Source organism: Nosocomiicoccus massiliensis, assembly GCF_002871345.2.
Classification (GTDB): Bacteria; Bacillota; Bacilli; order Staphylococcales; family Salinicoccaceae; genus Nosocomiicoccus; species Nosocomiicoccus ampullae_A.
Map to the genome: position 1 here is coordinate 876,601 of NZ_CP136964.1, position 17,454 is coordinate 894,054.

At 38.6% G+C, this 17,454-nt stretch carries 18 protein-coding genes; 3 read left to right on the top strand and 15 right to left on the bottom strand.

Translation table 11 applies throughout. The features are described from left to right. The 11 genes from CJ229_RS04705 to fsa form a co-directional block, all read right to left on the bottom strand. Positions 1 to 555: a TIGR01440 family protein gene (locus CJ229_RS04705; protein WP_070709207.1), complete on the bottom strand. Its 555-nt coding sequence runs from the start codon at positions 553 to 555 to the stop codon at positions 1 to 3. Beyond that, complete coding sequence (rpiB, locus tag CJ229_RS04710; RefSeq protein ID WP_070709205.1) at positions 524 to 952, bottom strand: ribose 5-phosphate isomerase B; 429 nt, start codon at positions 950 to 952, stop codon at positions 524 to 526. The genes CJ229_RS04705 and rpiB overlap by 32 nt, the downstream gene beginning before the upstream one ends. Positions 953 to 1,013: 61 nt before the next feature. Beyond that, on the bottom strand, positions 1,014 to 1,412 hold the full coding sequence (locus CJ229_RS04715) for an arsenate reductase/protein-tyrosine-phosphatase family protein (RefSeq protein WP_070457041.1): 399 nt from the start codon (positions 1,410 to 1,412) through the stop codon (positions 1,014 to 1,016). A 4-nt stretch (positions 1,413 to 1,416) separates the two neighbouring features. After that, positions 1,417 to 2,472: an L-threonylcarbamoyladenylate synthase gene (locus CJ229_RS04720; RefSeq protein WP_068128566.1), complete on the bottom strand. Its 1,056-nt coding sequence runs from the start codon at positions 2,470 to 2,472 to the stop codon at positions 1,417 to 1,419. Next, positions 2,472 to 3,311: a peptide chain release factor N(5)-glutamine methyltransferase gene (gene prmC / locus CJ229_RS04725; protein WP_102167615.1), complete on the bottom strand. Its 840-nt coding sequence runs from the start codon at positions 3,309 to 3,311 to the stop codon at positions 2,472 to 2,474. The genes CJ229_RS04720 and prmC overlap by 1 nt, the downstream gene beginning before the upstream one ends. Continuing rightward, positions 3,298 to 4,377 (bottom strand): peptide chain release factor 1, encoded by a 1,080-nt coding sequence (gene prfA / locus CJ229_RS04730; RefSeq protein WP_068128570.1) that lies wholly within the window; start codon positions 4,375 to 4,377, stop codon positions 3,298 to 3,300. The genes prmC and prfA overlap by 14 nt, the downstream gene beginning before the upstream one ends. Before the next feature lie 118 nt (positions 4,378 to 4,495). Continuing rightward, positions 4,496 to 4,720: a 50S ribosomal protein L31 gene (gene rpmE, locus CJ229_RS04735; protein ID WP_040928311.1), complete on the bottom strand. Its 225-nt coding sequence runs from the start codon at positions 4,718 to 4,720 to the stop codon at positions 4,496 to 4,498. 112 nt (positions 4,721 to 4,832) lie between these two features. Further along, a complete protein-coding gene (gene rho / locus CJ229_RS04740; RefSeq protein ID WP_068128769.1) occupies positions 4,833 to 6,125 on the bottom strand; it encodes a transcription termination factor Rho in 1,293 nt (430 codons plus the stop codon). Between the two features lie 167 nt (positions 6,126 to 6,292). Continuing rightward, positions 6,293 to 7,261 (bottom strand): class II fructose-bisphosphatase, encoded by a 969-nt coding sequence (gene glpX, locus CJ229_RS04745; protein WP_040928312.1) that lies wholly within the window; start codon positions 7,259 to 7,261, stop codon positions 6,293 to 6,295. A gap of 81 nt (positions 7,262 to 7,342) precedes the next feature. Next, complete coding sequence (locus tag CJ229_RS04750; protein WP_070623354.1) at positions 7,343 to 8,602, bottom strand: UDP-N-acetylglucosamine 1-carboxyvinyltransferase; 1,260 nt, start codon at positions 8,600 to 8,602, stop codon at positions 7,343 to 7,345. 26 nt (positions 8,603 to 8,628) lie between these two features. Continuing rightward, positions 8,629 to 9,270 (bottom strand): fructose-6-phosphate aldolase, encoded by a 642-nt coding sequence (fsa, locus tag CJ229_RS04755; RefSeq protein WP_102167616.1) that lies wholly within the window; start codon positions 9,268 to 9,270, stop codon positions 8,629 to 8,631. Between the two features lie 114 nt (positions 9,271 to 9,384). Here fsa and CJ229_RS04760 point away from each other — a divergent pair, with 114 nt between their 5' ends. After that, the gene (locus tag CJ229_RS04760; protein ID WP_102167617.1) at positions 9,385 to 9,900 is read left to right on the top strand and encodes a DUF2529 family protein; all 516 of its coding nucleotides are present in this window, start codon (positions 9,385 to 9,387) and stop codon (positions 9,898 to 9,900) included. A gap of 704 nt (positions 9,901 to 10,604) precedes the next feature. On the opposite strand, the gene CJ229_RS04765 is transcribed toward CJ229_RS04760, so the two are convergent. Further along, complete coding sequence (locus CJ229_RS04765; RefSeq protein ID WP_102167618.1) at positions 10,605 to 12,221, bottom strand: CTP synthase; 1,617 nt, start codon at positions 12,219 to 12,221, stop codon at positions 10,605 to 10,607. Positions 12,222 to 12,349: 128 nt separating this feature from the next. Next, the gene (gene rpoE / locus CJ229_RS04770; protein ID WP_068130226.1) at positions 12,350 to 12,841 is read right to left on the bottom strand and encodes a DNA-directed RNA polymerase subunit delta; all 492 of its coding nucleotides are present in this window, start codon (positions 12,839 to 12,841) and stop codon (positions 12,350 to 12,352) included. Between the two features lie 188 nt (positions 12,842 to 13,029). On the opposite strand from rpoE, the gene CJ229_RS04775 reads away from it, so the two are divergent. Both CJ229_RS04775 and coaW read left to right on the top strand, forming a co-directional pair. Continuing rightward, positions 13,030 to 14,613 (top strand): BCCT family transporter, encoded by a 1,584-nt coding sequence (locus CJ229_RS04775; protein WP_083286840.1) that lies wholly within the window; start codon positions 13,030 to 13,032, stop codon positions 14,611 to 14,613. 69 nt (positions 14,614 to 14,682) lie between these two features. Next, positions 14,683 to 15,498, top strand: a complete 816-nt coding sequence (gene coaW, locus CJ229_RS04780) for a type II pantothenate kinase (RefSeq protein WP_102167619.1) — start codon at positions 14,683 to 14,685, stop codon at positions 15,496 to 15,498. On the opposite strand, the gene CJ229_RS04785 is transcribed toward coaW, so the two are convergent. After that, positions 15,485 to 16,165, bottom strand: a complete 681-nt coding sequence (locus CJ229_RS04785) for an ATP-binding cassette domain-containing protein (protein WP_068130219.1) — start codon at positions 16,163 to 16,165, stop codon at positions 15,485 to 15,487. The genes coaW and CJ229_RS04785 overlap by 14 nt on opposite strands. Positions 16,166 to 16,210: 45 nt before the next feature. Then, entirely contained in the window at positions 16,211 to 17,401 is a 1,191-nt protein-coding gene (locus tag CJ229_RS04790) for an NADH-dependent flavin oxidoreductase (RefSeq protein WP_070457052.1), read from the bottom strand. Positions 17,402 to 17,454: the final 53 nt, after the last annotated feature.

The following is a 17,454-nucleotide window of genomic DNA, read 5'->3' on the forward strand; positions in this document are numbered from 1 at the left end:
TTAGTTATAATGCGCGCGTTCCCCGCCGATTAATTTCGGACGAGATTTCGCAATTGTAAGTTGTGCTTCTCCGAGCGTTTTCGTATTCACTCGAACAGGAACTTGTACGTGTTTAATATGCATACCAATTAGTGTTTGCCCGATATCGATGCCTAAATCGACATCGACGTGCTCGACTACGACACTATCCTTTAAATGATTAAACGCATATTCACTTAAACTTCCACCTGCACTTCTGTCAGGAACGACAGTTACAATTTGTGATTGTAAATGATTTCTTTCGACTGCTTTTTTAGTAGTAGTCAGTGCACGGTTAATATGTTCACACCCTTGGAAAAACACATCCATATCATATCGTTCAACGATGGGTTCGAATGCTTTGAAAATCACTTCCGCAACTTCCATCGAACTATGTTTACCGATATGTTCTCCTTGTACTTCAGATGTTGAACATCCGATGACGAGTGAGGCATTTGAAAAGAAAAAATCAGCGTCTTCTAACTCTTGAATGATCGTTGTAAGCTCACTGTTCAATTTTTTCAATTCTACGCTCATGTCTACCACCTTCAAATTCAGTTTCTAACCAAATATCAACGATATCTAACGCTAATCCAGTTCCGATTACACGTTCACCCATACATAAAATATTTGAATTGTTGTGCTCTCGTGTAGCGTGTGCAGAAAACGTGTCGTGAACGAGTGCTGCCCGAATACCTTTATGTTTATTCGCTGCGATATTCATTCCAATACCTGTTCCACATACTAAAATACCGCGGTCGTATTCGCTATTTTGAACAGCTTCAGCAACCGGTTTTGCATAATCTGGGTAATCGACAGAATCTGTATCGAATGGCCCAACGTCTTTAACGTCGATTCCTTTATCTTCTAAATGCTGTATGATGGCTGATTTTAAGTTGAATCCACCGTGGTCTGAACCGATAATCACTTTCATTGAAATCATCTCCTAAATATTATTATACATTCTTAAAATGCAGTTTCAAAATCATTCGTTATTACCAGTTTATTTTATCGATATAATGTTTCATCTGATGAAACACACGTGTGTAATCATCCATATTACCGCCAAATGGATCGAGGACGTCTCCACTTTCACCTACATACTCACTTAAAAGATGAACATCCGCATCCTCATTTAACATTTTTACTTGTATATAATGACTTTTTGTCATGACGAGTAGCGTATTGTCGAGCGTGTCCTCATGAGTCAACTGCTCTGGTAGCGTAGAAGGCGAATAATTTTCTCTTTGTATAATCTCCTCACTATACGGACTGACTTGATTGGACGTAACAAATAAACCTCTCGACTCAACTTCTCTGTCCGTCACTGTTTTAGCGTAACTTTCTGCAAGTGGACTTCGGCACGTATTACCTGTACATACAAATATAATCATGCAATCACCCTTTAATAATAGTACTGCCTGTCGCTTTATAAATACGGTTCATCAGCGCTTCAGTTTCACTATTTTGCTTAAATCCGTATATATAGATGATTTCAACATCCGACGCGTCCATATGTCTAAGTGCGGCATATAAATTTTTAGCCGCTTCACGGTAACTTTCTTCGTCTCTGCAAAGACTCGTAAACTGCATGTCTTTGTCGATGTATTGGCGGACAGTTTCTGGCGCGATGACTCCAACTTTATTCTTTTTTATACCTTCAGGTACACGAAGTCTCGTGTTCGAGTTAATGCCGCCTTCAACGACACTCATCGGCTGACGTGGTGCGTAGTGTTTGTACTTCATGCCAGGAGAAATCGGTCGTTCCATCGTATCTTTATGTTCTAAAATCTCTTCTTTTAATACGTCTTGTAACTCTTCGATTGATATGTGTCCTGGACGTGCGACTTTATATGGAAACTGTGTGCAGTCTAACACTGTACTTTCTAGTCCAATCTCAGATTTTTCAGATACGACTACACCAAATATTCTACCGTTTAAGTCGTGAATCACGTGTTCTGCATCTGTCGGAGATGGTTTGCCGCTTAAATTCGCACTCGGTGCAGCGATAGGTATATTTGTGTACTCTAAAATCTTTCGTGCAACTGGATGAGACGGCATTCTTACTGCGACACTATCCATTTCAGCGACTGTATTTGAAGCGATGACCCCATCTTTTAAAGGTAAGATAAAAGAAATCGGTCCAGGCCAAAACGTATCCATGAGTTTTTTTACTTTATCATCGATATAAGACGTGAACGATTCAACTTGCTCGTAGCTATGTACATGGACGATTAATGGATTATCTCCAGGCCGGTTTTTCGCTTGGAAAATTTTAATAATCGCTTCTGGATCTTTTGCATTTGCACCGAGACCATATACTGTTTCTGTTGGAATAGCGATGATTTCTCCGTATTCAAATGCTAGTTTGATTTCGTCCAACTTTTCAATCGTTTCCTCTGTAAGTGGTGCGTTAACGTCTTCAGATGTGATTTCCCATACTTTTGTATTCATTACTTCACCCACTCTATATATAAAATGCGGTCATTACCATTTATATCTTGAATAACTTCGCGCTTAGCGTTCGGCCAATATGTGTCAACAAGAGCAAGCACGTCCTTTTTTTCTTTCCAACCAATTTCAAAAAAAGCTTTCCCACCGTCATTTAAGATGTCGTCTAACGACTCTATCATTTTACGATAAAAATACAGACCCTGTTCTTCAGCGAAGAGCGCGAGCTTTGGTTCATATTTCTTTACAGATAATGACATATCTTCAAGTTCTTTTTCACTAATGTACGGTGGATTTGATACGAGTATGTCGACTTTAATCCCCTGTTCGATGAACGGTTCAAATAGATCACCGTTTAAAATTTTAACGTCGGCTTCAAGATTTTCTTTATTCTTCTTCGCGACTTCTAAAGCATCTTTAGAAATGTCAGATATGTATACGTCTAATTCAGGACGTTCTAATTTGAGTGTAATACCAATTGCTCCGGTGCCCGTCCCAATGTCCGCAACGACGCCTGAGTCGGCGTTTTTTAATACGTGCATGACGAGCTCTTCTGTTTCATTTCTTGGGATTAACGTATCGTTGTTCACGTAAAAATTTCTACCGTAAAAATATTGTATGTTCGTAATATATTGAACAGGTTCATCGTTTAACAGTCGTTGTACACCGTTCATATATCGCTTGTAATCATCATCCGTCATTTCATTATGACCGTTTAAAATTAGACTGAGCGTATCCATTGAAAATAAATCGTCTAATAATATGTCTGCAGCGCGCGTTTCTTTACGTGCTGCAGACAATAATTTTTTCGCTTCTTTTAGAGCAATATTAAAACTCGGCATTGTTTAACTCTTCTAATCGAGATTTTTGGTCTTCAATCATGAGTGAGTCTAGTACTTCATCTAAGTTACCATCGATAATTTGATCGAGTTTATTAATCGTTAAACCGATACGGTGATCTGTCACACGGTTTTGCGGATAGTTATACGTACGAATACGTTCTGAACGGTCACCAGTACCAACTGCGAGTTTACGCTTTTCACTGTATTCATCTTGTGCTTCTTGTTGCATCATGTCGTAAATTCTAGAGCGCATAACTTTCATTGCGCTTTCTCTGTTTTTGATTTGTGATTTTTCATCTTGTGACGTTACGACTAAACCTGTCGGTAAGTGCGTAATACGTACGGCAGAGTCTGTCGTGTTAACGTGCTGACCACCTGCACCACTTGAGCGGTACGTATCGATTTTTAAGTCTTCGTTACGAATTTCTACTTCAACTTCTTCAACTTCTGGTAAAACCGCAACTGTTGCTGTTGACGTATGAATACGACCACCTGATTCTGTTTCAGGGACACGCTGAACACGGTGTGCGCCGTTTTCAAATTTTAGTTTTGAATACGCACCGTGACCGTTAATTACGAAGCTAATTTCTTTAAACCCACCTTGGTCAGAAGCACTTTTATCGACGACATCGATTTTCCAACCTTGCGTTTCTGCATAGCGTGAATACATACGGAATAAATCTCCAGCAAAAATTTGTGCTTCGTCTCCACCTGCTGCCCCGCGAATTTCCATAACAACGTTTTTGTCGTCGTTCGGGTCTTTTGGAATGAGTAAAAACTTAAGTTTTTCTTCAAGCTCAGGAAGTAACGCTTCAGATTCTTTGATTTCTTCTTTTAGTAATTCATTCATTTCCGGGTCGTCTGACTCTTCTAACATTTCTTTAGACTCGGCAATCGTTTCTTTATGTGATTTATATTCTCTATACACTTCTACTTTTTCTGATAAATCACTTTGCTCTTTTGAATACTCTCTTAACTTATCCGGATTACTAGTTACATCTGGATCACTGAGCAGTTCATTGAGTTGTTCGTATCTATCTTCTAATATATCGAGTTGATCAAACATATCCTTCGTCCTTTTCTTCTAGATTCTTGTTAATTATATCATAAATTATGTACGTTACCTTGTTATTTACGGTACAAAAAAAGCTACACAGAACGTATCTGTGTAGCTCTTATATCGATTACTCTTCGTTGTTTTGAGATTTGAAACCAAATTTCTTGTTGAAGCGCTCTACGCGTCCGTCCGCAGCTGCGAAACGTTGACGTCCAGTGTAGAATGGGTGACAGTTAGAGCACACTTCTACTTTAATGTCTTCTTCTAAAGTTGAGCCTGTTTCAAATTCAGTACCACATGAACCACAGATAACATTTACTCTGTGATATGCTGGATGAATATCTTGTTTCATAAAACACATCTCCTTTGCCCTGAACCATCTGGAACAGAGTTATTTCGGGTTTTCCCTTTTCTAATACTTAAAATATTATACACGGATGGTTTCAAAAAATCAACACTACAATTTACATAAACGGTTTTCCAGTTCTGCTAGATTCAATCATCTTTTTACGTAGTACTTCAAAGAAGTCTTCGTTTGATTTCGTTTCTTTAATCGTCTTAATAAAACGCTCTGTAAAGTCATGCTTATCTGTAAATAAGTTTCTAAGTTGCCATAAAACTTCAAGCTCTTTTTGTTCTAATAATAAGTCTTCACGGCGCGTGCTTGAACGTTTAATATCAATCGCCGGATAAATTCTACGTTCTGCTAAATTACGATCTAAGTGTAACTCCATGTTACCTGTACCTTTAAACTCTTCGTAGATCATATCATCCATTCTTGAACCCGTATCAACAAGTGCGGTTGCTAATATCGTTAAACTTCCACCCGCTTCAATATTTCTCGCTGCACCAAAAAATGCTTTTGGTTTAAATAGTGACGCAGGGTCTAGTCCACCAGATAACGTACGCCCTGAAGGCGGCACGACTAAGTTATACGCACGTGCAAGTCGCGTAATAGAGTCCATTAATACGATTACGTCCTCGCCCATTTCAACGAGACGCTTACAACGCTCAAGTAATAGTTCTGCAACTTTAACGTGATGTTGTGGATGCTCGTCAAACGTCGAGTACACGACTTCAGCTTCTTCTACAGAGCGCTCGATATCCGTAACCTCTTCTGGACGTTCACCAATTAAGAGAATAAAAAGCTTTGCATCTGGAGAATTTTTAGTAATCGCAGTAGCAATTTCTTTTAACATCGATGTTTTACCTGCTTTAGGTGGCGCGACGATTAAACCACGCTGTCCATATCCAATCGGCGTAATTAAATCCATAATTCTCGTCGAATAATCTTTTGAATTCGTTTCTAACGTAATTTTTGTATCAGGATAAAGTGGAGTTAACGCTTGGAAGTGAGGACGTTTTTTAATTTCTTCAGCGTTATTATCGTTTACGAAGTCGACTTGTAGTAATCCGTAATAATTTTCTTTGTCTTTTGGTTTTCTAACTTTACCAGTAACTTTGTCACCTTTTTTTAATTCGAAGCGACGAATTTGTGACGCAGAGATATAAATATCTTTTTCACCTTTAGAATAGTTCACCGTTCTTAAAAAGCCGTAACCGTCTGGTTGGATATCATCTAAAATACCTTCCATGTAATAGTTACCATCTTGTTCCATCTCAGCTTCTAATATTGCTAAAACAAGTTCTTTTTTGTTTAATTTACTATAGTTTTGAACGTTTAAACTTTTCGCTCTCGCTGTTAAATCTTTCGTCGTATTATTTTTATATAACGCGTCAAACGTTTCATATTTCATGCCTTCATGTACTTTTTCAGTTTCTTCTGACATATGTTACACTCTCTTCTATTTAAAAATTCACTGTTGCCTATTAAGTCAGTCATTATTATACAGTAACATTCTCATAAATTAAAACGAATAAAAAAGTCTAAGATAAAATATCCTAGACTTTAAAAATATAACGATTAATTATCTTCAACGACCATTTTAGGTTTTTTCTTCATTGAGTGTTTACCTTCGATGAAACGAACTGTTCCTGATTTAGCGCGCATGACAAGGCTAGACGTATTTACGTAGTCCCCTTTAAACTGCACACCTTTCATTAACTCACCATCTGTCACTGCCGTTGCAGCGAAGATTGCGTCGTCTCCTTTTACTAAGTCTTCTAATAGAAGCTTCTCTTTTGGATCGACACCCATCGATTTACAACGTGCTTCTTCTTCAGCGTCTTTAGGCATGAGACGTCCTTGGAAGTCTCCGCCAAGTGCTTTGATACCAACTGCTGCAATTACACCTTCTGGTGCACCACCTGAACCGAATAAAATATCGACACCAGTGTAGTCAAAGCAAGTATTAATTGCTGCTGCAACGTCTCCGTTTTCAACGAATTTTATACGCGCACCTAATTCACGCACTTCATCGATAATGTGTTGGTTACGATCTCTTTTAAGTAATGTAACTGTTACTTCTTCGATTGATTTATTTTTTGCTTTTGCGACTGCTTTAACGTTTTCTGTTACTGACGCATCTAAATCGACGTGACCTTTTGCTTCAGGACCGACTGCGATTTTGTCCATGTACATGTCTGGTGCGTGCAGTAAATTACCTCGGTCTGCGATTGCAATAACTGTTAATGCATTCCAGCCACCTTCAGCAACGATTGTCGTACCTTCGAGAGGGTCTACTGCGATATCAATATCTGGACCTTCTTTTGTTCCTAACTCTTCACCAATATATAACATCGGTGCTTCGTCCATTTCGCCTTCTCCAATCACAACAGTTCCGTTCATTGGGATCGTATCAAATACGTGGCGCATGGCTGTCGTTGCAGCGTCATCCGCTTCGTTTTTTAACCCTTTACCGACCCATTTTGCACTTTCAAGTGCTGCGGCTTCTGTGACTCTTACTAATTCCATTGATAAACTACGTTCCATCTATAGTTTCCCCCTCGGTTTTTATCATAGATAATTATAACACACCATTATAAACAGTTTAAAATAAAATAGAGAGTAATTTTACTCTCTATTTATCAATTCAATATGTGCACCTAGTTGCTGTAATTTTTTGATAATATTTGAATACCCGCGCATGATATGGTGAACATTATGAATTCTCGTCGTCCCCTCTGCCAATAGACCAGCAACGACTAAGCAAAATCCTGCACGTAAATCCGATGCATATACGTCTGCACCATTTAATTTTGAAGGATGAATAAAGACAGAACCGCCTCTATTTTCAACGTGCGCATTCATACGGCGTAGTTCGTCGATGTGTCTAAAACGTGCTGGATAAATGGTTTCAGTAATTTTACTCGTATCTTCAGCTAAAAATAATAATGGTGTAATCGGTTGTTGTAAATCTGTCGCAAATCCTGGATATGCTTGAGTTTTAATTTCTATAGCTTTATATGCTTTAGGACGTCTCACGATGACGTCGTCATCGTCTATTTCAAGTTCAACACCCGCTTCTTCTAGTTTAGAAAACAACGCGTCTAAATGTTCTGGAATCACGTTTCTAACTTTCACTTCATCTCCAATTGTGGCAGCGAGTGAAATATATGATCCTGCTTCGATTCGGTCCGGGATAATCGTATGCGCCGCACCATTTAAATGCCCAACACCTTCGATACGAATCGTCTCTGTCCCAGCTCCGCGAATGTTTGCGCCCATTTTATTTAACAGTGTTGCCACATCGATAATCTCTGGTTCTCTCGCAACGTTTTCTAAAATTGTACGCCCTTTTGCCATCGTCGCTGCGAGCATTACGTTAATCGTCGCTCCGACACTCACGATATCAAAGAAAATTTTTGTACCGACGAGTTCTTCTGCTTCGATGTGCAGTGCACCGTGCTCATTTTTAACTGTCGCTCCGAGTGCTTCAAACCCTTTGATATGTTGATCGATTGGTCTCGGGCCTAAATGGCATCCTCCTGGTTGACCAATGACTACTTTTTTAAAGCGTCCAAGCATCGCGCCCATCATATAGTATGATGCACGTAATAATTCTACTTTTTCATCTGCTAGTGGAACGTTAACAGCATCTTCAGCATCGACTGTAAGTGTATGATTTGATAACTTCGTTTTTATATTTAAATCTTCTAGTATACTTACTAACGTTTTCACGTCAGAAATATCCGGCAGTCCTTTTAACGTCACTTCACCGCTACTCGCCATTAATGTAGCTGGAATGAGTGCGACGGCACTGTTTTTAGCACCGCTCACATACACTTCACCAGAAAGTGTGTGACCCCCGTTTATTTGAATGACTTGTTCCATGTCTTCCACTCCTGTGTGTCTTCGGTTTACTGGTTATTCCAGTCTTGTAAAAATTGCTCGATTCCTTTATCTGTTAAAGGATGATTCGTTAACTTTTTAAGCACTTTAAATGGAATCGTTGCGATGTCCGCACCTCTTAATGCAGCACCGTGTACATGTCCTTCGTTACGAATCGAAGCGGCGATAATCTCTGTGTTAATATCGTGGATGAAAAAGATATCATGAATATCTTCAATTAGCTGTAATCCGTCTAAACCGATGTCGTCTAAACGACCGATAAACGGTGACACATACGTCGCACCAGCACGCGCTGCTGTTAACGCTTGTACCGTATTGAAAATTAACGTCACGTTCGTTTTGATGCCTTCTTCAGATAACACTTTTACAGCTTTCATACCTTCAGCACACATCGGAATTTTAACGACGATATGTTTATGTAGTTTAGCAAGTTCGCGACCTTCTTCGATCATACCTTCAGCTTCTAGTGAAATAACTTCACCGCTCACAGGCCCATCGACAAGTTCACAAATCTCAACTAAACGATCGTGAAACGATATATCTTTTTCTTTAGCGACAAGTGATGGATTTGTCGTTACACCACTTAATACGCCCCATTTATATATTTCTTCTATTTCATTCATATTCGCTGTATCAATAAAATATTTCATCTCTTTTATGTTCCCCTTTTCACATATATACTGTCATTATAAATAAGTATTTCTCTCTCTTCAACGAATACATCATGATACGATATATTAAACGATATAACTAAAGGAGTTACTATGGATAAAATACTACATACACAAATGACAAATGTGTTTAACACGATAGAAAATCAAGAAGAAGAAATAGAAATCGCTGCACGATTACTCGCTCAAGCAACGATGTCTGAAGGGAACATATTATTAAAGTCATTTAACGAAGCCACATTTTTTGAAGATTATTTTTTACACAATGACGAACGTATCCCATCGATTCAACCGTTCCATTCCATCGAAGATATCACAACACCAGACCGTCTATTAATCATCACAAAAGAATATACAGAAGAAGTAAAAGCATTCGTCGATCAACTCGACGACGAGTTTATCGACTACGTCTTAGTTTCAAATACAAATAAAGATAATAAAGCGGAACTCGAAGAAAAGCATCACTTCATCGATTTATCTTCGAAGCGAAAACTCGTACCGATGCCGGACTTTGATCGTGTGTTAAACCCATATGGCACGGCGTTTTTATTCATCTATTATCATTTATATATTCTCATCGAAGAAATGACGAATCCGAAGTATGAATAGGATAGTTTTACTTAGGCTTTGAGTCACTATTTGACGCAAATCCGTTTTGCGTTAAAAGGTGCTTCGTTAATTTAACGATTAGAGCATTTGCGTTAACGTATGCCGGACTGATTTCACGCAAATTGCTTTTGTGTTAAAAGATGAAAAACTATTTCACGCAAATCACTTTTGTGTTAAAGCACGCTCTCTTAATTTAACGATTAGAGCATTTGCGTTAACGTATGCAGGACTGATTTGACGCAAATCGCTTTTGTGTTAAAAGATGAAAAACTATTTTACGCAAATCCGTTTTGTGTTAAAGGCTGCCCCATTAATTTAACGATTAGATCCGATTGGGTCATTTGCGTCAACGAATCCAGAACTGTTTTCACGCAAATCGCTTTTGTGTTAAAGCACGCTCTCTTAATTTAACGATTAGAGCATTTGCGTTAACGTACGAGGAACTGTTTTTACGCAAATCGCTTTTGTGTTAAAAGATGAAAAACTATTTTACGCAAATCGCTTTTGCGTTAAAGGCTGCCCCATTAATTTAACGATTAGAGCATTTGCGTTAACGTATGCGGAACTGATTTGATGCAAATCACTTTTGTGTTAAAAGATGAAAAACTATTTTACGCAAATCGCTTTTGCGTTAACAACAGTGGCGTTATTTTAACAAAAAGCAACCACAAAGCAAAAAACGGCGTGCACTGCACGCCGTTTTATTATTGCTCGTTATTTTCTTTTTCTTTTAAAGCCGCTTCAACTAATCCTTTAAATAATGGATGTGGTCTTGTTGGTCTTGATTTAAATTCTGGGTGGAAGACTGCACCGATATAAAACGGATGTTCTGTAATTTCGATAATCTCTTTATATTTACCATCTTCACTCATTCCACTGAATGTAAGTCCTGCGTCTTTAATATTTTCTTCGTATTCGTTATTGAATTCAAAGCGGTGACGATGACGTTCGCTTATATCTTTCACACCATACAGTTTTGAAGCGAGTGTGTCCTCTACTACGACTGAGTCATAGCTTCCAATTCTTAATGAATGTTCACGGTCAAGTAGCTCCGCATCTTCACTCATTAAAGTAAAGATTGGATCATGTGTTGTTGGATCGATTTCTGTAGAGTTCGCATCTTTCATACCTAAGATGTTTCTCGCCGCTTCAATTGCCATTAACTGCATTCCTAAACTAATTCCAAGTACTGGTTTACCTGTTTCACGTGCGTAACGTAACGTTTCAAGTTTACCTTCAATACCTTGATCTCCAAATCCTCCTGGAACGACGATTCCGTCTAATCCACCGAGTATTTCATCGACATTTTTATCCGTTACGTCTTTTGCATAAATCCAGTCGATTTCAATTTCTGTTAACTCTTCAAATCCTGCATGGTTTAAAGATTCAACGATTGAAAGATACGCATCTTGAAGTTCGACATACTTACCGACGATACCGATTTTCACTTTTTGATTTAAGTTGCGGATGTTTTCTAATACTTGTACCCAGTCGTCTAAGTTTGCTTCACGTTTACTCTCTAAACCTAATGTTTTAAGGACGATATCATCCATGTTTTGATCTTGTATACTTAACACGATGTTATAAATTGTGTCTTCATCTTTTGCTTCGATGACGTTTTCTACACTGACGTCTGAGAATAATGCGATCTTGTTACGTAAGTCTTCTGTCATTTCATACTCTGTACGTACGACGATCATATCTGGTTGAATACCTAAACCACGTAATTCTTTAACACTATGTTGCGTCGGTTTAGTTTTCATTTCGCCTGCTGCTTTAATATATGGTAGTAACGTACAATGAATAAACATGACATTTTCTCTACCGAGTTGTGTTCTTAACTGACGAATAGCTTCAATAAACGGTAATCCTTCGATGTCACCTGTCGTTCCGCCAATTTCAGTAATGACGATTTCAGCATCTGTCTTTTCACCGTTACGTAACATTCTCGATTTAATTTCGTTTGTAATGTGAGGAATGACTTGTACAGTTCCTCCAAAGTAATCTCCGTTACGCTCTTTTCGTAACACTTCTGAATAAATCTTACCTGCTGTAGCGCTTGAGTATTTGTTTACTGTAATGTCGATAAATCGTTCATAGTGTCCTAAATCTAAATCCGTTTCTGCACCATCATCTGTGACAAAAACTTCCCCATGTTGAAACGGGCTCATTTCACCTGGGTCAACGTTTAAGTATGGATCAAACTTTTGAACTGTTACTTTAAATCCACGTGCTTTTAAAATTCTACCGAGTGATGCAGCCGTAATACCTTTACCAAGAGAAGATACAACGCCACCTGTTACAAAAATATACTTAGTCAAGTAAGATTCCTCCTATAAATAAAAAAATCTCCCTCCCAAATGCGCTTGGAAAGGAGCTCGTTCACTGTATCCCTAAAATAAGGGAGCCCAATTAAAATAATAGCACGATTACGGAATTTGTCAATAATTTAATAGTCGTCTCCGTCACCGTAATCATCTTCGAGCGTATCGCCTTCATCGATGTTTAAATCCGTAGTGTCGATGTCTTCATCATCAATAGCTTCATCGATATCCTCATCGTCTTCTTCGTCGATATCTTCGATGTCTTCATCGTCAAGTTCTTCGTCAAGTTCGTCGAATTCATCAAGTTCATTGTCGACGACTTCAAACTTATGAACCGTCGGTGCAATTTTGTCGTTGATGTCATCCACCGTGAACCATTTTCTAAGACCCCATACACCGTCTTCAGTAGAAACAAAACGACCATCTGTATTTAAGTCTGTATAAAATTGTAAAATACGATTTTCGATTTCTTTCTCAGTATATCCACCGATTTCTTGGAATTTGTCGATAATTGAATATAAATCAGTTTCTTTTTCTAAATCATCTAAGTAAATATAAGCCATATCAATAAACGCTTGTTCGTCGATCATTTCTTTTGTAAACTCATCTAATCTCATAATTTGATATCCTTTCATATCATTCATTGCACAATCAAAAGTATATTACATTCAATACTATTATAATGCAAGCATTTTTCATAGTGTAGCATATGATATTTTGAAAATAAAACCCGTAAAAAATAGTGTTTATTTCATAATGATTAGGGTAATAATAAATCATTGGACAATAAGGAGGAAATTTTATCGTGTCAAATAAAAACACGAATCAACATAAGCGTAAGGGGTTCTCTAAACTTGAACTCGGAACAGTCTTTTGGACTTCAGCGACGATAATCATTGTCGCATCAATTATTGCGATGGTTATCCCTGGCAGATTCCAGGCAGCTTCTGAAGCAATTTATGAATTTATTTCTCAAAACTTCACTTGGTTCTTCTTACTTCTCGTATTCGGATTTGGTGTGTTACTTATATTCTTAGCACTCTCACCATACGGTCGTATTAAGCTCGGTGATGACGATTCTGAGCCAGAATTTGCCTTTTGGCCTTGGATTGGTATGTTATTCTCGAGTGGTCTTGGAGTTGGACTCGTATTCTTCGGAGTTGCTGAACCGATGCAACACTTCGTAGAAGCACCGTTTTTAGGTGGCCCAATTCAAGATGCTGAAGCTGCGAGAATCGCAATGGGTTATACGTATTTCCACTGGGGAATTTCACAGTGGTCAATTTTCGGAGTTGCTGGACTTGCGATTGGTTATTTCCAATATCGTAAAAAGCGTGACGGGTTAATTTCTACGTCACTCGAACCTATTTTTGGATTTAACTATAGTAAACTCGGTCGTAACTCGATCGATACGCTCGCAATTATCGCGACAATTACAGGGATGGCGACGTCAGTCGGTCTCGGTATTTTACAAATGGATGGTGGGTTAAACCACGCATTTGGATTACCTCAAGGCCCTGTCACTCAAATTATTTTAACGGTACTTATGACAACGGTATTCATCTTATCGACAGTAATCGGTCTAGAAAAAGGGATGAAGTTCTTTAGTACGATGAACATGGTACTCGCATTATTCTTAACAGTATTCATGATTATCTTCGGTCCGTTTAGCTTCATTATGGAATCTATCGTTTTAGGTCTCGGAGATTATTTATCGAATTATGTCGGTTACTCACTACGTGCCGAACCATATAACGCGAGAGATTGGACAAGAGGATGGACAGTATTCTACTGGGCATGGGTAATTGCTTGGAGTCCATTTATCGGTTCATTCGTCGCACGTGTATCACGTGGTCGTACGATTCGTGAATACGTCGCTGGTATTTTAATCGTCCCACCGATTTTATCATTCTTATGGGTTGGTGCCCTCGGAGGAACTGCGATTTACTCTGACTTATTTAAAAACACAGATATCGCGTCAATCGTTCAACAAGATGAAACACGCGCATTATTTGAGTTATTAAATACGATGCCATTTACAACGTTAACGTCAATCGTTGCGATTTTACTCATCTTCTTATTCTTAGTAACGTCTGCAGACTCTGCAACGTTTATCGTATCTGGAATGAGTCTTGGTGATACTGAAAATCCACCGATACGCATGAAAGTGTTATGGGGAGTATTACTCGGAGTATTAACAGTCGCACTGATTTTAGCTGGTGGACTGACAAGTTTACAAGCAGCAAGCTTACTCGCTGGTCTACCGTTTGCGATCGTTCTTATCTTAATGATATTTAGTGTTATTAAGAGTATGCGAAGAGAGCCAAACAAAGCACTCGCAAGACGCCGACACAGTGACAACGCAAAAGAAGAACATAAACAATTTTAATAGTTTACAATAATTGCTTAGCACCCATATAATAGAGGGTGCTAAGTTTATTTTATATGGAGGATAACGATGAAAATAGGAATTGATGCGGGTGGTACGTTAACGAAAGTCGTCAAAATGTATGACGATGGTACATATGAATATAGTAGCCGTCCAACGACTGAAGTAGATATGCTCATTCAAGAGCTAAACGACGAAGAAGACGTCACACTATACTTAACTGGAGGCGGCAGTGTATACATATCAGAACATGTGAAGCACGAGTCGCATTTACAAATTGAATTCGACGCAGCGTATACAGGGCTTACTTATTTAATGGAACAACAAAATATCCATTTAGATCGCTTCGTATACTTAAACATCGGAACGGGAACGAGTTTTCACGTCGTCGAAAATAACGCTCAGCGCCGCGTCGGTGGTACTGGTATCGGTGGTGGTACGTTAATGGGGTTATCACAACTACTTACAGGTTATGAAACGTTTGATGAAATCGTAGAAACAGCAAAAAAAGGAAACCGTGATACGTTAGATTTAAAAGTAAAGCACATATTTAAAGACGGTCCTGTACCAAAACCGTTAACTCCTGAACTCACTGCAAGTAACTTTGCACGCGTAGAACCACACCATCATACGACCGCTTCAGCTGCAGATAAACTTGCATCTGTCATCGGAATGGTCGCTGAAGGTGCGATTTCATTTGGCGTGACGCTCGCTCAAGGATTTAAAACGAATGATTTAGTACTCATTGGTTCGACATTAAAAGATAACGATGTCATGCAAGGTGTCATTCATAGCTACGGTTCACTAAAAGGAATAAAACCACACATCATCGAAAACGGTGAATATAGTGGTGCAATCGGTGCGATTTTAGTTACAAAACAATAAGTCGCTTACGGCCATACTCAATAATTTCGAGTGGTACGTTAAAGATATTCGTTAAATTATATTCTGTGATACATTCTGGTGAAGTCGTAAATGCGACTTCACCTTTTTTCATTCCGATTACTTTATCTGCATATTGTAATACGAGCGTGAGATCATGCACGTTCATAATAACGATTTTTTCTTTTGATAATTCTTTTATATAGTCAAACATCTCTTTTTTATATTTGACGTCGAGTCCTTCTTCAAGTTCATCGAAGATAAGTATCGGTTTATTTTCTAACACTGCTTGGACAAATACCGCACGCTTAAACTCCCCACCCGAAATATGAGATACAGATGTATCTTTTAAATCGTATAAAGAAAAACGTTTCAGTAAATCATCGCTACTTTTTTGACTCGTTAACTCGGCGAAGTCTTTAACTGTCATGTCAGGGCGATTTAAAAGTTGCGGGATATATGTGACGTGCTCTTTTAAATGAAACGGTGCATCGTTAAACAATACATCTCTCTCACTATATTGATAGCCGATTAAACCATTTAAAAGCGTCGTTTTCCCACTACCGTTACCCCCGATAATGATATTTAACCCATCATTAAAATGAAGTTCATTGATATTGAGCAAAAACGTATTAAATTGAACGGTTAATTTTTCAATGGATAGCTCCATACGACTCCTACTTTCGTGTAGATTAAATATTTCCCAAGAAATTTCTTATTCTTTATCTTCTGCCATACGTCTTAACTCATCGCGCGTCTCTTTTGGTAGCCCTTCGCCGTAATCCATCATTCTAACGATGTCTTTAAAAGCTGCACGTGGAATTTTTAAGTCTTCTAACTCGTCAATCTCAAACTGAAGTGTAATATCTGATTCGTGACCTGCTTTTAACTTATTTACGAAATCTGGTTCGGTAATAAATGGGCTCGACATTCCGACCATATCGCCAAATTGTAATGCTTCTAGTGCTTTTTCTGGCGTGTTAATACCTCCAGTAACCATAAGTGGGATTTTCCCTTTCACGTGATCATAGACAATCTTATTGACGTATTCACCTTCGTTTTCACCTTGTGCACGGACCGTCGCTTTATAAATGTTTCGACCCCAACTTGCGATTGCTAAATAGTCGAGCGGTCGAATAGATTCGAGTGCATCTACGAATTGTAAAAACTCTTCAACTGTATAACCGACGTCACTACCCCTTGTTTCTTCAGGTGTCCCTCTAAAGCCGAGCATAAAGTCTTTTGGCGCGTGAGTTTCAATAACATCTGCAACAGCTTGATATACTTCTAAACCAAATCGTGATCGGTCTTCTAACGTTTTACTACCATATTCGTCGTCACGCTCATTTGAAAATTTAGAGAAAAATGTTTGAATGAGTAATCGTTGTGCAGCTGATACTTCAACACCATCAAATCCCGCTTCAATTGCGCGCTTAGTTGCCTCGCGGTAATTATCAATCACCATGTCGATTTTACGTTTAGACATCGGCAACACTTGGTGTTTTACTGGCACATTTAACTCCATCAAACTCGGTCCATAAACGACGCCTAAATCTAAAATTGCTTGGTTAGAAAAACGTCCAGCATGTGTGAGTTGTAATATCGCTTTTCCACCAGACTGTTTCATCGCTTGTGCGAGTTTTTTTAATCCTTCAATTTTTTTATCATCTGCAACGCTATACCCGTATTCAAACAGTTGACCGTACGGTTCGATATACGCAGCCCCTGTTACGAGAATCGGCGCAGACTTGCTGCGTCGTTCGTGATATAAGACATCTTCAGTCGTTACTTCCCCGTCTTTAGTCGATGAATTTGTAATCATTGGAGACAATACAAAACGGTTATCAATGACGTCACCATTCGGCAGTTGAAATGGTTCAAATAGCGGTTCGTATTTTTCGTTCATTTTCTTACTCCTTTAATTGTAAGTTTGTCATTCTAGCATACCATATGCTTTCT

Bases quoted from the DNA above. Each gene is read 5' to 3' on its own strand.
- CJ229_RS04705 (WP_070709207.1), bottom strand. From the start codon at position 555: ATGAGCGTAGAATTGAAAAAATTGAACAGTGAGCTTACAACGATCATT.
- rpiB (WP_070709205.1), bottom strand. From the start codon at position 952: ATGAAAGTGATTATCGGTTCAGACCACGGTGGATTCAACTTAAAATCA.
- CJ229_RS04715 (WP_070457041.1), bottom strand. From the start codon at position 1,412: ATGATTATATTTGTATGTACAGGTAATACGTGCCGAAGTCCACTTGCA.
- CJ229_RS04720 (WP_068128566.1), bottom strand. From the start codon at position 2,472: ATGAATACAAAAGTATGGGAAATCACATCTGAAGACGTTAACGCACCA.
- prmC (WP_102167615.1), bottom strand. From the start codon at position 3,311: ATGCCGAGTTTTAATATTGCTCTAAAAGAAGCGAAAAAATTATTGTCT.
- prfA (WP_068128570.1), bottom strand. From the start codon at position 4,377: ATGTTTGATCAACTCGATATATTAGAAGATAGATACGAACAACTCAAT.
- rpmE (WP_040928311.1), bottom strand. From the start codon at position 4,720: ATGAAACAAGATATTCATCCAGCATATCACAGAGTAAATGTTATCTGT.
- rho (WP_068128769.1), bottom strand. From the start codon at position 6,125: ATGAAATATGAAACGTTTGACGCGTTATATAAAAATAATACGACGAAA.
- glpX (WP_040928312.1), bottom strand. From the start codon at position 7,261: ATGGAACGTAGTTTATCAATGGAATTAGTAAGAGTCACAGAAGCCGCA.
- CJ229_RS04750 (WP_070623354.1), bottom strand. From the start codon at position 8,602: ATGGAACAAGTCATTCAAATAAACGGGGGTCACACACTTTCTGGTGAA.
- fsa (WP_102167616.1), bottom strand. From the start codon at position 9,270: ATGAAATATTTTATTGATACAGCGAATATGAATGAAATAGAAGAAATA.
- CJ229_RS04760 (WP_102167617.1), top strand. From the start codon at position 9,385: ATGGATAAAATACTACATACACAAATGACAAATGTGTTTAACACGATA.
- rpoE (WP_068130226.1), bottom strand. From the start codon at position 12,841: ATGAGATTAGATGAGTTTACAAAAGAAATGATCGACGAACAAGCGTTT.
- coaW (WP_102167619.1), top strand. From the start codon at position 14,683: ATGAAAATAGGAATTGATGCGGGTGGTACGTTAACGAAAGTCGTCAAA.
- CJ229_RS04785 (WP_068130219.1), bottom strand. From the start codon at position 16,165: ATGGAGCTATCCATTGAAAAATTAACCGTTCAATTTAATACGTTTTTG.
- CJ229_RS04790 (WP_070457052.1), bottom strand. From the start codon at position 17,401: ATGAACGAAAAATACGAACCGCTATTTGAACCATTTCAACTGCCGAAT.